Origin of the sequence: Burkholderia paludis (assembly GCF_000732615.1) — a bacterium.
Taxonomy (GTDB): domain Bacteria; phylum Pseudomonadota; class Gammaproteobacteria; order Burkholderiales; family Burkholderiaceae; genus Burkholderia; species Burkholderia paludis.
In genome coordinates, this window is record NZ_JPGL01000007.1 from 79,904 (window position 1) to 94,610 (window position 14,707).

12 protein-coding genes and 2 pseudogenes are annotated in these 14,707 nt (G+C 65.9%); 8 read left to right on the forward strand and 6 right to left on the reverse strand.

What is annotated here, in order from left to right; all coding sequences use genetic code 11:
- Window positions 1-41: 41 nt before the first annotated feature.
- The 8 genes and pseudogenes from GQ56_RS0104275 to GQ56_RS0104315 all read left to right on the forward strand — a co-directional run.
- Window positions 42-662 carry a TetR/AcrR family transcriptional regulator gene (locus GQ56_RS0104275; protein ID WP_031397473.1) on the forward strand — a complete coding sequence of 207 codons (621 nt, stop codon included), beginning with the start codon at window positions 42-44 and terminating at the stop codon, window positions 660-662.
- A gap of 231 nt (window positions 663-893) precedes the next feature.
- Window positions 894-1,937 carry an NADP-dependent oxidoreductase gene (locus GQ56_RS0104280; protein WP_031397474.1) on the forward strand — a complete coding sequence of 348 codons (1,044 nt, stop codon included), beginning with the start codon at window positions 894-896 and terminating at the stop codon, window positions 1,935-1,937.
- 98 nt (window positions 1,938-2,035) lie between these two features.
- Window positions 2,036-2,335 (forward strand): putative quinol monooxygenase, encoded by a 300-nt coding sequence (locus tag GQ56_RS0104285; RefSeq protein ID WP_031397475.1) that lies wholly within the window; start codon window positions 2,036-2,038, stop codon window positions 2,333-2,335.
- Between the two features lie 141 nt (window positions 2,336-2,476).
- Window positions 2,477-2,932: a (2Fe-2S)-binding protein gene (locus GQ56_RS0104290; RefSeq protein ID WP_031397476.1), complete on the forward strand. Its 456-nt coding sequence runs from the start codon at window positions 2,477-2,479 to the stop codon at window positions 2,930-2,932.
- An 84-nt stretch (window positions 2,933-3,016) separates the two neighbouring features.
- The gene (locus tag GQ56_RS0104295; RefSeq protein WP_031397477.1) at window positions 3,017-5,236 is read left to right on the forward strand and encodes a xanthine dehydrogenase family protein molybdopterin-binding subunit; all 2,220 of its coding nucleotides are present in this window, start codon (window positions 3,017-3,019) and stop codon (window positions 5,234-5,236) included.
- 14 nt (window positions 5,237-5,250) lie between these two features.
- On the forward strand, window positions 5,251-6,549 hold the full coding sequence (locus GQ56_RS0104300) for a c-type cytochrome (RefSeq protein ID WP_031397478.1): 1,299 nt from the start codon (window positions 5,251-5,253) through the stop codon (window positions 6,547-6,549).
- 150 nt (window positions 6,550-6,699) lie between these two features.
- A complete protein-coding gene (locus GQ56_RS0104305) occupies window positions 6,700-8,145 on the forward strand; it encodes an NAD-dependent succinate-semialdehyde dehydrogenase (protein ID WP_031397479.1) in 1,446 nt (481 codons plus the stop codon).
- A gap of 673 nt (window positions 8,146-8,818) precedes the next feature.
- Window positions 8,819-9,679 (forward strand): annotated as a pseudogene (locus tag GQ56_RS0104315) (ISNCY family transposase); the annotation flags it as partial.
- Between the two features lie 638 nt (window positions 9,680-10,317).
- On the opposite strand, the gene GQ56_RS0104320 reads toward GQ56_RS0104315, so the two are convergent.
- The 6 genes and pseudogenes from GQ56_RS0104320 to GQ56_RS0104345 form a co-directional block, all read right to left on the reverse strand.
- A complete protein-coding gene (locus tag GQ56_RS0104320) occupies window positions 10,318-10,662 on the reverse strand; it encodes a hypothetical protein (protein ID WP_031397482.1) in 345 nt (114 codons plus the stop codon).
- 271 nt (window positions 10,663-10,933) lie between these two features.
- Window positions 10,934-11,293, reverse strand: a complete 360-nt coding sequence (locus tag GQ56_RS0104325) for a hypothetical protein (protein WP_031397483.1) — start codon at window positions 11,291-11,293, stop codon at window positions 10,934-10,936.
- Between the two features lie 194 nt (window positions 11,294-11,487).
- Window positions 11,488-11,919: a TA system VapC family ribonuclease toxin gene (locus GQ56_RS0104330; protein ID WP_031397484.1), complete on the reverse strand. Its 432-nt coding sequence runs from the start codon at window positions 11,917-11,919 to the stop codon at window positions 11,488-11,490.
- The gene (locus GQ56_RS0104335) at window positions 11,919-12,146 is read right to left on the reverse strand and encodes a hypothetical protein (RefSeq protein WP_031397485.1); all 228 of its coding nucleotides are present in this window, start codon (window positions 12,144-12,146) and stop codon (window positions 11,919-11,921) included. Before GQ56_RS0104335 ends, GQ56_RS0104330 begins: the two co-directional genes overlap by 1 nt.
- 126 nt (window positions 12,147-12,272) lie before the next feature.
- Window positions 12,273-12,581, reverse strand: a pseudogene (locus tag GQ56_RS40615) (YbfB/YjiJ family MFS transporter); the annotation flags it as partial.
- A 325-nt stretch (window positions 12,582-12,906) separates the two neighbouring features.
- The gene (locus GQ56_RS0104345; protein ID WP_031397487.1) at window positions 12,907-14,604 is read right to left on the reverse strand and encodes a M4 family metallopeptidase; all 1,698 of its coding nucleotides are present in this window, start codon (window positions 14,602-14,604) and stop codon (window positions 12,907-12,909) included.
- Window positions 14,605-14,707: the final 103 nt, after the last annotated feature.

Here is a 14,707-nt window from a genome sequence, read left to right on the forward strand (position 1 = left end):
TTACTAGACGACCGGTCTAATCGTTGCTAACATACGCCATCATGAATGCATCTTCAGGCGCGGAAGTCCGCCAGCACATCCTGAATATCGCCAAGCCGATCATGCTCCACAAGGGGTTTTCGGCGGTCGGCCTGAACGAGATTCTCGCTGCGGCGGGGATCCCGAAGGGCTCGTTCTACCATTACTTCGGTTCGAAAGAGGCATTTGGCGAGGCGCTGCTCGAGTCGTATTTCGAAGGCTATCTCGCGCATCTCGACAACCTGCTCAAGCGCCAGGCCGGCACGGGCGCCGAGCGCCTGATGACGTACTGGGGCAACTGGCTGCACACGCAGTGCGCGGACGATCCGGAAGGCAAGTGCCTCGCGGTGAAGCTCGGCGCGGAAGTGTCGGACCTGTCGGAGGCGATGCGCGCGGTGCTGCGGCAGGGCACGAGCCAGATCATCGAGCGGCTCGCCGGCGGCATCGAGGCGGGGCTGGCCGACGGCTCGCTGAGCGCAGTCGACGATCCGCCGCACACGGCCGCGATCCTGTACGAGCTGTGGCTGGGCGCGACGCTGCTGGAGAAGATTCATCGCAACCGCAAGCCGCTCGAAAGGGCGATGGTCGAGACGCGGCGCATGCTGAACCTGCCGCCGGCCGCGCTCGACGACGGACAGCCGTAAGACGGGCGCGCATGGGCGCGCCTTGTTTTTACCCTTATTCTAGACGACTGGTCTACTTGATTCTTGCATGACGAACGTACCGTGCCGCGTTACGCTGCTCCGACGATCCCCCCGCACCCGAGCAACCGCGACGCGGCCGCCGCTGCCGATGCCCGCGTGCACCTTCCGCTGCTTCACCGCTGATCCGATCGTGCCCGCGAGGCACGCCCATTCCTGTTGACGGAGGCATACATGCCGCAAAGCAAGACCGCAAACCGCCAGATCGTTCTGAATTCGCGCCCGGTCGGCGCGCCGACACCGGGCAACTTTCGCGCCCAATCCGCTGACGTGCCGACGCCCGGCGCCGGCCAGGTGCTGCTGCGCACGGTCTGGCTGTCGCTCGACCCGTACATGCGCGGCCGGATGAGCGACGCGCCGTCCTATGCGGCACCGGTCGAACTCGGCGGCGTGATGGTCGGCGGCACGGTCAGCCAGGTCGTGGCGTCGAACCTGCCCGCGTTCCGCGAAGGCGACCTGGTGGTCGCGGGAGCGGGGTGGCAGGACTACGCGCTGTCCGACGGCCGCGACCTGATTCCGCTCGGCCGCGACTTCGCGCATCCGTCGTACGCGCTCGGCGTGCTCGGCATGCCCGGCTTCACCGCCTATACGGGGCTGTTGACGATCGGCGAGCCGAAGGCCGGCGAAACCGTGGTCGTCGCGGCGGCGAGCGGCGCGGTCGGCTCGGTGGTCGGCCAGATCGCGAAGCTGAAGGGCTGCCGCGTGGTCGGCATTGCCGGCGGCGCCGACAAGTGCGCCTACGTGACCGGCACGCTCGGCTTCGACGCGTGCGTCGACCATCGCGATCCCGCGTTGGCCGCGAAGCTGAAGGACGCATGCCCGAACGGCATCGACGTCTATTTCGAGAACGTCGGCGGGGCCGTGTTCGACGCGGTGTGGCCGTTGCTCAACGATCACGCGCGGGTGCCCGTCTGCGGGATCGTCGCGCATTACAACGACACCGCGCTGCCGACCGGCCAGGACCGCGTGGCGGCGCTGATCGGCACGATCCTGCGCAAGCGCATCCGCATGCAGGGTTTCATCATCCGCGATCACTATGCCGCCGGCCTTGCATCGTTCATGAAGGACATGCGCGAATGGGTCGCGCAGGGCAAGGTGAAGACGCGCGAGGACGTCGTCCCCGATCTCGCCGATGCGCCGCAAGCGCTGATCGGCTTGCTCGCCGGCCGGAACTTCGGCAAGGTTGTCGTGCGCGTGGGCCCGGACGAACTGGCCTGACACGACGGTAACGGTTCGCAGCAACAAACGGCCGCCCGCCGGCATCGCCAGACGCCGGCCGGCGGTTTTCCCGATTCCGTCCGGAAAGGAGTGACAAGATGGCCCTTCACGTGATTGCTTCCCTGTTCGTGAAGCCCGAGCATGCACAGGCCGCCGAGGCCGAACTGCGCAACTTGGTCGCCAGGACGCGCGCCGAGCCGGGCAACCGGCGCTACGACCTGTTCCGCGCGCAGGACGGTGCGCCTGATCTGCATCTGTACGAGATCTACGACGACCAGGCCGCCTTCGATGCGCATCTCGCGAGCCCGCACTTCGGCGAATTCAGCGAGAAATCGGCGGACTGGTTCACCGCGCCGCCGGTCATCCGGGTGCTGTCGAACCTCGACGTGGCCGGATAACCGCGCAGCAACACCGCGACGGCCCGCTTCTCCCGGGGGCCGCGCGGCACCCGTCGCGCCCGGCGCGACGACAACAACAACGACAACACCGCACGGCGCGTTCATCGCGCCGATTCCCCCAATAGCGGCCCCGGAGGCTGAATGATTACCCTCACCATCAACGGCGCAACCCACCCGGTCGACGTCCCCGACGACATGCCCCTGCTCTGGGTGCTGCGCGACGTCATCGGCCTCACCGGCACGAAGTTCGGTTGCGGGATCGCGCAATGCGGTGCGTGCACCGTCCATCTCGACGGCGTCGCCGCACGCTCGTGCGTGCTGCCGGTCGCGGCCGTCGCGGGCCGCAGGATCACGACGATCGAGGCCGTCGGCGCGACGCCGGCCGGCCACAAGGTCCAGCAGGCGTGGCGTGAGCTCGACGTCGTCCAGTGCGGCTACTGCCAGTCGGGGCAGGTGATGGCCGCCACCGCGCTGATCGCGTCGAACCCGAACCCGACCGACGCCGACATCGACGCGGCCATGGCCGGCAACATCTGCCGCTGCGGCACGTACAACCGGATTCGCGCGGCGGTCAAGCAAGCCGCGCAGGGGGCCTGAGATGAACCTGCTCTCATGCTCGCCTGGTGCGCTGCCCGCCGCGGGAGCGGTCAGCCTTGTTGAATCCACGTTGCGGAGGCCGACATGTCGCGCGGACTGATCGAAGCAGGTCGGGCCGGTGCGGGCGTCTCGCGCCGGTCGTTTCTGAAACTCGGCATGTCGCTCGGCGCGGCGGCCGGCGGCGGCCTGCTGCTCGGCTTCAGCCTGCCGGCGGCGGGGGACGATGCACGGCGCTCGGTGATCGGCGGCGACGCGGCCGAACCCGCGCAGGCCGGCGTATTCGCGCCGAACGCGTTCGTGCAGATCGACCGCGCCGGCAAGGTCACGCTGGTGATGCCGAAGGTCGAGATGGGGCAGGGCGTCTATACGGCGCTGCCGATGCTGATCGCCGAGGAACTCGAAGTGCCGCTGTCGAGCGTGACGCTCGACCATGCGCCGCCGAACGAGAAGCTGTTCCTCGACCCGCTGCTCGGCGGCCAGCTCACCGGCGGCTCGACGTCGATACGCTACGCGTGGGAACCGCTGCGCCGCGCGGGTGCGACGGCGCGCACGCTGCTGGTCGCGGCGGCGGCGAAGCAGTGGAAGGTCGATCCGGCCGCCTGCCGCGCCGTGAACGGCGAAGTGCAGCATCCGCCGAGCGGCCGGCGCGCCTCGTACGGCCAGCTCGCCGATGCGGCGGCGAAGTTGCCGGTGCCGAAGGACGTCGCGCTGAAGAAACCCGCGGATTTCAAGCTGATCGGCACGCCCGCGAAGCGGCTCGATTCGCCGGAGAAGGTCGACGGCACCGCGCAGTTCGGGCTCGACGTGCGGCTGCCCGGCATGCTGTACGCGGTGATCGTGAACAGCCCGGTGTTCGGCGGCACGGTCGCCGGCGTCGACGACACCGCCGCGAAAAAGATTCCCGGCGTGCGCCAGGTCGTCCGCGCGGACAACGCGGTCGCGGTGGTCGGCGATCACACGTGGGCCGCGAAGCGGGGCGCGTCGGCGCTGGTCGTGAAGTGGAACGAAGGCGCGGGCGCGAAGGTGTCGACGAAGGACATCGTCGCGGATCTCGCGCAAGCCGCGACGAACGGCAAGGGCGCGGTCGCGCGCAAGGACGGCGACGTCGGCAAGGGTTTCTCGAATGCGAAGACGCGCATCGACGCCGTGTACGAGCAGCCGTTCCTCGCACACGCGACGATGGAGCCGGTGAACTGCACGGTGCAGGTGCGTAGCGACGGCTGCGAGATCTGGGTCGGCACGCAGGTGCCGACGCGGGCGCGCGATACCGTGCAACAGCTTACGGGCCTCGCGCCGGAGCGGATCGTCGTGCACAACCATCTGCTCGGCGGCGGCTTCGGCCGGCGGCTCGAGACGGACATGATCGCGCAGGCCGTGAAGATCGCCAAGCAGGTCAACGCGCCCGTGAAGGTGGTGTGGACCCGCGAGGAGGACATCCAGCACGACATGTACCGGCCGTACTACTACGACCGGATCTCGGCCGGCCTCGACGCGAACGGCAAGCCGATCGCGTGGCAGCACCGGATCGTCGGCTCGTCGATCCTCGCGCGCTTCGCCCCGCCGGCGTTCAAGGACGGCGTCGATCCCGACGCGGTCGAGGTCGCCGCCGATCTGCCGTACGACCTGCCGAACCAGCTGATCGACTACGTGCGGCAGGAGCCGCGCCATGTGCCGACCGCGTTCTGGCGCGGCGTCGGGCCGACGCGCAGCACGTTCGTCGTCGAGAGCTTCATCGACGAACTGGCCGCGCAGACCAGGACCGACCCCGTGCAATACCGTCGCGCGCTGCTCGGCAAGACGCCGCGCGCGCTCAACGTGCTCGACGTCGCGACGAAGGCGGCCGGCTGGGGCCCGCCGCTGCCGAAGGGGCAAGGGCGCGGCGTATCGGTCATGCACGCGTTCGGCAGCTTCTTCTCGATCGTCGTCGACGTCGCGGTGGACAACGGCGAGGTGCAGGTGAAGCGCGTCGTCTGCGCGGTCGATTGCGGGATGGTCGTCAATCCGGACACGATCGAGGCGCAAGTGCAGGGCGGCATCATTTTCGGGATCACGGGCGCGCTGTACGGCGAGATCACGATCGAGGACGGCCGCGTCGTGCAGACCAATTTCACCGACTACCGGATGCTGCGCATCAACGAGACGCCGCCCATCGAGGTTCATCTGGTGAAGAGCGGCGAGGCACCGGGCGGAATCGGCGAACCGGGCACCGCCGCGACGGCGGCGGCCCTGTCCAACGCGATCTTCGCGGCCACCGGCACGCGGCTGCGCAAGCTGCCGGTCGGCGACCAGTTGAAGACGGCATGAGGGGAGGGACGATCATGCGAAACCTCACCCTGAACGTGCTCGGCGCGTCGCTGTTCGCGCTGTCGGCAGTGTCGGCCGGCACCGCCGCGCATGCCGCGCAAACGGCGCCGGCCGACAGCGCGCTCGTCGCGCGCGGCGCGTATCTCGCGAAAGCCGGCGACTGCGTCGCGTGCCACACCGCGCCGCGCGGCACGCCGTTCGCCGGCGGCCTGAAGATGGTCACGCCGATGGGCGCGATCTACACGACCAACATCACGCCCGACCCGGACACGGGCATCGGCGGCTATACGGAAGCCGAGTTCGCGAGCGCGCTGCGCGCCGGCGTCGCGAAGGACGGCCATCACCTGTATCCGGCGATGCCGTATCCGTCGTACGCAAAGCTGAAGGACGACGACGTGAAGGCGCTGTACGCGTACTTCATGCACGGCGTCGAACCGGTGAAGCAGGCGAACCGTCCGTCCGACATCCCGTGGCCGCTCAACATGCGCTGGCCGCTCGCGTTGTGGAATGCGGTATTCCTCGACACGACGCCTTATGCCGACAAGCCGGCCCGGGACGCGTTGTGGAATCGCGGCGCCTATCTCGTGCAGGGGCTCGGACACTGCGGGTCGTGCCACACGCCGCGCGGCGTCGGCTTCCAGGAGAAGGCGCTCGACGAGGGCGGCAGCGTGTTCCTGTCCGGCGCGCCGATCGACAACTGGTTTGCGTCGAACCTGACCGGCGAGTACAACACGGGGCTCGGCCGCTGGAACGAGGCCGACGTCGCGCAGTTCCTGAAGACCGGCGCGAACCGCCACGCCACCGCGTTCGGCTCGATGGTGAGCGTGATCAACCACAGCACGCAGGCATTGACCGACGACGATCTGGCGGCGATTTCCCGCTACCTGAAAACGCTGCCGGCCGCCGGCGGGACAGGCGCACCGCCTTACCGCTATGATCCGAAGGCGACGCAGGCTGCGCTGGGCCGGCCGGCAACCGATCCGGGCGCGAAGGTGTATAACGCTTACTGCCTGCATTGCCATGGCGTGGACGGGCGCGGCTACGCGCCGCTGCTCGCGCCGCTCGCGGGCAACCCGAACGTGCTCGAGGCCGATGCCGCGTCGCTGATCAACGTGACGCTGAACGGCAGCGACACGCTCGTGATCGACGGCGTGCCGTCCGCGTATCCGATGCCGGCGTTTTCGAACCAGCTGAACGACCGGCAGATCGCCGACGTGCTGACGTTCATGCGCGCCGGCTGGAACAACGGCGCGCCGGCCGTGCAGCCGGCGGACGTCGCGAAACTCCGCAAGGCGACGGCGGCCGCGCGCTGAGCGCGGCCTCATGCGGAACGACGGCAGGCCCGTGTGCCGGCCATCAGTGCCGCCGGGGCGCGCCTGCCCTGGCAGCCTGGTTTTTTGTCAACCCGCGCGCGGCCGTTCGCGGCAGCGCGCGTTTTATCGACGCAATGTAGGGGTGTCTGGATGGCTAACGTGACTTATACGGATACGCAACTGCTGATCGACGGCGAGTGGGTCGACGCCGCGAGCGGCAAGACGATCGACGTCGTGAACCCGGCGACCGGCAAGCCGATCGGCAAGGTGGCCCACGCGGGCATCGCCGATCTCGACCGTGCGCTCGCCGCCGCGCAACGCGGCTTCGAGGCGTGGCGCAAGGTGCCCGCGCACGAGCGCGCGGCCACGATGCGCAAGGCGGCCGCGCTGGTGCGCGAACGCGCCGACGCGATCGCGCAACTGATGACGCAGGAGCAGGGCAAGCCGCTCACCGAAGCGCGCGTCGAAGTGCTGTCGGCCGCGGACATCATCGAATGGTTCGCGGACGAAGGCCGCCGCGTGTACGGCCGCATCGTGCCGCCGCGCAACCTTGGCGCGCAGCAGACGGTCGTGAAGGAGCCGGTCGGCCCGGTCGCCGCGTTCACGCCGTGGAATTTCCCGGTCAACCAGGTCGTGCGCAAGCTGAGCGCCGCGCTCGCGACCGGCTGCTCGTTCCTCGTGAAGGCGCCGGAAGAGACCCCCGCATCGCCGGCCGCGCTGCTGCGCGCGTTCGTCGACGCAGGCGTGCCGGCCGGCGTGATCGGCCTCGTTTACGGCGATCCCGCTGAAATCTCGTCGTACCTGATTCCGCACCCGGTGATCCGCAAGGTCACGTTTACCGGTTCGACGCCGGTCGGCAAGCAGCTCGCCGCGATGGCCGGCCTGCACATGAAGCGCGCGACGATGGAGCTGGGCGGCCACGCGCCGGTGATCGTCGCCGAGGATGCCGACGTCGCGCTCGCGGTGAAGGCGGCCGGCGGTGCGAAGTTCCGCAACGCCGGGCAGGTCTGCATTTCGCCGACGCGCTTCCTCGTGCACAACAGCATCCGCGATGAATTCACGCGTGCGCTGGTCAAGTATGCGGAGGGGCTGAAGGTCGGCAACGGTCTCGAGGAAGGCACGACGCTGGGCGCACTCGCGAACCCGCGCCGGCTGACCGCGATGGCGTCGGTGGTCGACAACGCACGCAAGGTCGGTGCGCGGATCGAGACGGGCGGCGAGCGGATCGGCTCGGAAGGCAACTTCTTCGCGCCGACCGTGATCGCGGACGTGCCGCTCGACGCCGACGTGTTCAACAACGAACCGTTCGGCCCGGTCGCGGCCATTCGGGGCTTCGACAAGCTCGAGGAGGCGATCGCGGAAGCGAACCGCCTGCCGTTCGGTCTGGCCGGTTATGCGTTCACGCGCTCGTTCGCGAACGTGCACCTGCTGACGCAGCGCCTCGAAGTCGGGATGCTGTGGATCAACCAGCCGGCGACGCCGTGGCCGGAAATGCCGTTCGGCGGCGTGAAGGATTCGGGCTACGGGTCGGAAGGCGGGCCGGAAGCGCTCGAGCCGTATCTCGTCACGAAGTCGGTGACGGTGATGGCGGTCTGATGGTCGACCGGTCGCGCGCGGTGCTCGGTTGGGGTGCCGTGCGCGATCGGGGGTGGGGTGGGTGCTTGCCTGGTGCGTGCTGTTTTTTTCAGTAACCTGGCCGAACTCCCGACGCCCCCGTATTCAGCAGCACCTGGCTTTAGAGTTCGAGGGAATGCGTATAAATTTTTCGTACCCGTATGTCTTTGACCAATAACGATGAAAGTTTCGAGAGATTTCGGGATCGTTGTCCGCCGGGCTGCGCTAGCGGCCAAGAATGTCGACCTATCTCCAGTTATGGTCGAATTCAGTTTCCGGGAATATTTTGACGAGTCCGATAGCCTTATATCGCTTGGTCCGTTCTTTGGTGGCGACGCGGCAGACGTGTGCATGAGGTCATTGGAACGCCTTGGGCTGACGTACATCGACGACTTTTTTATCTTCGATGGGTTCGTGCCCGACTGGTGTTCGTTCGAAGTATTTTGACGCGGGTGCAGCTACACCGAGTTTCGGCAATTACCAGTCCGTCGATCAGGTTCGGGATAGTCAGTTTTGATATTTGACATAACGTTAATTATCGACATTTTTGGTTGTAGCAGCTAGATTGAAATGTCCGCTTTCGGCTACATAGAAATGTCCGCTTTCGTGCCACGTAAGCTGTTCGGCCGCCGGGTGTCCAGCGCCGGAGGCTTCGATGGCTGGAACGGAACGGATCACGATGACGATGCACGAGCTGGACAGATTCAAGGTCATCCAGGACGTCGCGGACGGCAAGCTTCAGCCGTGGCGTGCGGCCGAGCGACTCGGGCTGACGACGCGGCAGATTCGGCGGCTGGTCGGCCGATTGCGTGAGCACGGGCCGCAAGGTCTCGTGTCGCAACGGCGCGCGAAGCCCAGCAACAATCGATTGGATAGCATGACGGCTGACCGCGTGCTGTCGATCATCCGGGATCGCTACGCGGACTTCGGCCCGACGCTGGCCTGCGAGAAGCTGTACGAATGCCACGACATTCGGTTGGCCAAGGAAACGATCAGGAGGCTGATGACGGACGCTGGCTTGTGGATTCCACGTCGACAGCGGCCACCGAAGGTTTATCAGCCACGAGCGCGTCGGGCCTGCCTGGGCGAACTGATCCAGATCGATGGCAGCGACCATCGGTGGTTCGAGGAGCGGGCGCCGGCCTGCACGCTGCTGGTGTACGTAGACGATGCGACGAGCCGGCTGATGATGCTGCACTTCACGCAGACCGAATCGACCTTCAGCTACTTCGAAGCGACGCGCGCGTACATCGAGAGCCACGGCAAGCCGGTAGCGTTTTACAGCGACAAAGCCAGCGTATTTCGCAGCACGACCGCGAGCAAAACCGGCAGCAGCGTGACGCACTTTGGCCGGGCGATGTTCGAGTTGAACATCGACACGTTCTGCGCGAACAGCAGCCCGGCCAAGGGGCGCGTCGAGCGAGCGCACCTGACGCTGCAGGATCGGCTGGTCAAGGAGTTGAGATTGCGCGGCATCAGCACGGTGGCCGACGCTAACGCTTATGCGCCCTCCTTCCATTTCTATTTAGCTGGCGCTACGACATCTTGAAATGGCTACGACAGTGTAGGTCCCAAGTTCAGATGTCGCGTTTGGGGGTGCCCTTGACTCCCGTGCATTCTTCCGGTCTGGCACTGCCGGTCGAGGGACCACTCATCTTCGATACACCGCGTTCGGGGAAGCCCTCTGCTTCGTTGGCGAATGGTAGACACTAACTCATTGTTTTGTTGGGTTAATTATTTGGGGCCGCAAGGGAGAGCCTTGCTAGGCTAAATGCATCAAACCGGAAAAGAGCATAGAAATCAAAGGCACCCCAGCAGTCGTGCCCGAGCACCCTTCGCGCGCGGTGCAATCGCCTGCGCGGGGGATGTGTCCAAGGCCGGGCCGAGCAATCGGAGCACAACACGCCACAACTGGACTGCCCGCGCTTGTGAGCATCGCTGATGTCCACGGATGAGGCGGCGCCTGTTCGATTGCCGACGTCGACGCGGGACTGAGCCTAAGCAAGTCGTGACTCGCGACCTTAACCATTTCAGGTGCGATAGCCACTAGGTCACCGCGCTTGACCGCGTCGGGCCAATCAATGAAATTGGGCCGTGCCCGTCGCGCCGGGCGCGGCGCCTGTGAGCGGCGCATCGGCCGCTCGGGGGGCGAGCTTAACTTTGCTCCCAGACCCACCAACTCTTTTTGGGGTAGCCATCTTTGTGCTTCTGCACAAGGGCCCATTTTTGGGCGATCTTATGCAGGAAGGCCTCTGCGGCAGCCCTTTCTGCGAGCTGCTGTCCGGCGACGCTTGCCTCGATCAGCGCCACGACGCCTTCCGCGGTGCTATACACCACGTCACCATTGCCGAGCACCAGCCCATATATCAGGACCGGCGCGCCGTTAGCATCTTCTGCTGACGCGTCTCTCTCAGGCAGCACGATGGTGAAACTGAGCCCGGCCTTCGTGTAGACGGTGGACTGGCTCTGGCTAGTCGGGAACGAAATCACGTCGGTCATGCTGGCTCCTTTGAATAGTTGGCTTTGCCGTTTTGAGCCGGTGCTCACGCGTCGCGCGACTGGTCCTGTCGCCGCGTCGGTGGGTTCTCGGCAAACCTATCGTAGCAAGATCCGAGCGTCGAGAGTTTGGGTGCGTTTAACGTCAACGACGATAAGCCAGGACCGCCGACGTTCATCGTTCGATGTCGAACGGCCGATCTCGTCGGCGGCTTCCGTCCTGCTGTAGGTACGCAGGGGGCGGTGTGAGTTGCTGCGGCCGGTTCGACATGGCTTAGACCAATGCGGCACGCGCCCGAGCGCGCGGTTTCTCGGCCGGGAAAACCGCCTCCCACTGTTCGGGAGAAGCTCGGTCGATTCTCTCGATCGCGACGGCACGCGCGGCGTCGATCGATGCCTCCATGATTTGCCCGACACTGCGCCCCGTTTCAACTTCGGACACCGAGAATAGCGCCGGCATGCTTGGATCGGACAGCGTGCTGCGATGCACAGCCCACGTGCGGCCGCGATGTTCGAACGGAACGCCGATCGTTTCGGCCCAACGATCATCATGCGGCGCGACATGGAACACGATGCCTTCGACGCGTACGGGCACCGGTCGGGCGGGCTGTTTTTTGGAGGCTACGCGGGACATGGATTAACTCTCGTCAGGATTGACCACGTCGATCAGTTTGCTGCTCGCCGGGCGAACCAGCGAGTGTGCCGCGATCATTGATGTCACTCGGCATCGTGTTTGAATATCTATCAATCGCGTTTGCCGAAATAGTCTCGTAGCGTTGGATCCACGGCCTCTATCCTCCCCGAGTTGGCGTAGATCCCCGGCAAAGGTCAGGAAATCAGTTCAAGATGCTTGGCGCCGTTCGGCACCGCATCGACAACCAGGCGTCGATCGAACGTCGCCAGCTTGCCCTTGTGAGCCCGTGCCAGCGCGAGCAGGTAAGTGTCGGTCAGCTGAGCGGACGACAGCAGGCGGGTGGCGTCGACGTGTTTTTCATCTAGCAAGCTCACGTCGTCCGACCAGAAAGCGTGCCCCGCGTGGGCCCGTAGTTGCACGACGAGCGGCGCAACGGACGCAGGTGATCCCATCGTGTTCGGATACTTCGGATTACCTATGATCCGGAGCACGCCATTTTCGGTAAGGGGGCACGTGGCCCATGCAGAATGACCTACCCGGCCAAACCATGCATGGGCCGGCTCGTGCTGAACATGCGCAGGGTCCAGCAGTGCAATGAGAACGTTGACGTCGAGAAGGTAAGTCATCAAAGCGAATCGTCGCGAAGTTGATTAACGGTGTCGAGGGTGACCGGACGTGCAGTCGCGGAGACCGGCATCAACGGCAAGCCATTGCGGCTCGACTGGTTGGTCGTCGTTCGCTGCAGCGCTGTCCGCGCGAGATCGGAAATCACCTTGCCGATACTCGTGCCGGCCTTCGCACGCTCCCGCGCGAAGGCAAGGACGTCGTCATCGATGTCGATAGTGGTGCGCATGTGGCCCTCCTTGGTAGCATCAAACATCAAACATCACCATTATACCCGGAGCGCATCAAACATCAATCATCTCGCATCATTTCTGTTGTAAACCCCGCTACCGGGCGGTATACCGGGGGCACGCCTGAGCCAGGTGGCCATGAGCCCCTGCCGGAGCAGAATCGGCATGATCGTCCCCGATGCGGCGATGCCCAGCCCGATGCCGGTGAAGATGCCGCCGCTCGCAAAGCCGCGCCGCGACGGCGGCACGTGCGCGAGGATCGTCGGGGCGGCGAGCACCATCAGCGCGCCGCCCGACAATCCGGAAGCGAATCGCCAGACGAAAAACCACGGGAACGATACCGGCAGCGCACAGGCAACGAACGCCAGCGTTGCGAGCAGCATCATCGCGCGCATGACAGCATTGCGCAGCGAAATCCGTGCGCGGCAATCCAATCGGTGACGCATTCGACCGGTTCCGCGCGACCTGCCTCGGCGCGTGGCCTGCCGCGGCACACCCGTCACGCGGTCGGGATTGCATTGGAGGCGGACATGTCCCGATCGCATGCTGCGCAGGCTGGTGGTCGGGCCGGCTGGCCTGCGACACGAAACGCCGGTTCCGGCGCACGTCGCGTCACGCTGCCGGAACGATCCCGATGACAACACGCGAAACGGATCGCCCGAAGGCCATCGTGGCGGCAGCCTCGCCCGGCGCAACCGCCTCCGGGACGAAGCCCCGCCACGCGACCTTAAGGCGTTCACCCTGCCCGCCCGTCCGCCGTCAATTCACGCCGACCGCGCTCCACGCGCGAGCGACGATCGCACTCTCCGCCGAGTTGGCGCCATACAGGTCGTTCGCCGCCTGGATCGACGCACGCCGTGCGTTCGGGTAGCTGGAGTTGGCGTTCAGATACACGGTCAGCGTCCGGTACCAGATCTTGCCGGCCTTCTCGCGACCCAGGCCGCTGAAGGTCGTGTCGCCGTTGCAGACCAGTTGCGCCTTCGACAGGCCGGTATCGGTCGACGGCACCGCCGGGCCCTCCGACAGCAGGTAGAAAAAGCGGTTGCCCACGCCCGACGTGAGATGCGGATCGTGACGCGGGTTCGACCACGAGAAGCCGCCGGACGGATAACAGCTGAACGACCGGCCGTCGAGATCCTGCTTGTACATCTTGCGCAGGCCGCCGCTCACCACGCGCGCGCCGATCACATAGTTGCCGGGATCGTTCGGGTTGTTCGCGAAGTACTTCACGAGCGTACCGAAAATGTCGGACGTCGACTCGTTCAGGCCGCCCGCGTCGCCCGAATAGTTCAGATTGGCGGTGGCCTCGGTCACGCCGTGGCTCATCTCGTGCCCGGCGACATCGACCGAAACGACGGGTTTCGGCAGGCGGGTGCCCGGATCGCCGTCGCCGTACACCATCACGTGCGACGACAGCCATGCGGCGTTCGCGCCGGTGGTGCCGCTGCCCGTGTTGAACACCACGTGCGCATAGCTTTTCACGCCGCGGCCGTCGTTGAAGATGCCGTTGCGGTTGTGCATGGTCTTGTAGTAATCCCAGGTCAACGCGAGCCCGTAGTCGATGTCCGCGGCGACGGTCTGCCGGTCGGTGGTCGTGTTGTTGCCCCAGACGTTCGTGCTGCTGGTGAAGATCGGCAGGTCGGTCGCCTGCTCGATGTCGTCGGAGCTCAGGCCGCGACCGTCGTAGACCGAGCCGGAGCCGCGCCCCGGATCGAGCATCCGGTACGCGTTCGTGCCGGTCTGGTCCGTGGTGAGCGCCAGGTTGCCGTAGTACAGCGAGCGGCCGGTGCCGGTCGCGGCGGCAGTCTTGATCAGGTCCTGTGCGTCGAGCACGACGCCGGTGCGCGCGTCGACGTAGTACAGCACGGCATCGCCGTGCGTATCGGTCGCCTTGCCGTACACACGCACCGCATAAGCCAGCGTCGGCGTGACATCGCGGGCGAACACGACGAGTTCCGCGTCATCGACACGGCGCACGTCCGAGTCGAAACGTGCGGCCGCGATGCGCCTGACCGTAGCCGCGCCGATGTCGGGCGCGTTGCGCACCACGGCGCGGTTTCCGACCTTGCCGATCGTATTGCCAAGATTGATCGGCGCGAGCTGGGTCAGGCTCGCCTGCTTCAACTGCCCCTGGCGCGAATGGACAACGACGTCGCCGCCGATCACGGGCAGCCCCGCATGGAAGCGGTCGAAACGCACGTGCTCGGTGCCGTCGGGATCGACGATCACGTCGCGCACCTGGAACTGGTCGCCGTCCGTCGGCGCATTCGCCTGCGGCCCCGCGAACTTCAAGGTACGTGCCGCGCCGCCGGTGGCCAGGCTGAAGGCGGACGGGTTCTGCTGGATCAGTTGCAGCGCCTTGTCGACCGTGGCCGACGGGTCGCCGGCCTGGGCAAAGGCGCCGAGACTCGCGACGGTAATCGCGGTGACGGGCAGCAGACGAGACAGTTTCTTCATGTAATCCCCCGCGTTATGAATGGGTAATGTTCGAGGAATACCTCAAGTAAAACCTTGGTTTAAGACATGTCACGAACCGCAGAGGCATGCTAGGAGGCCATTT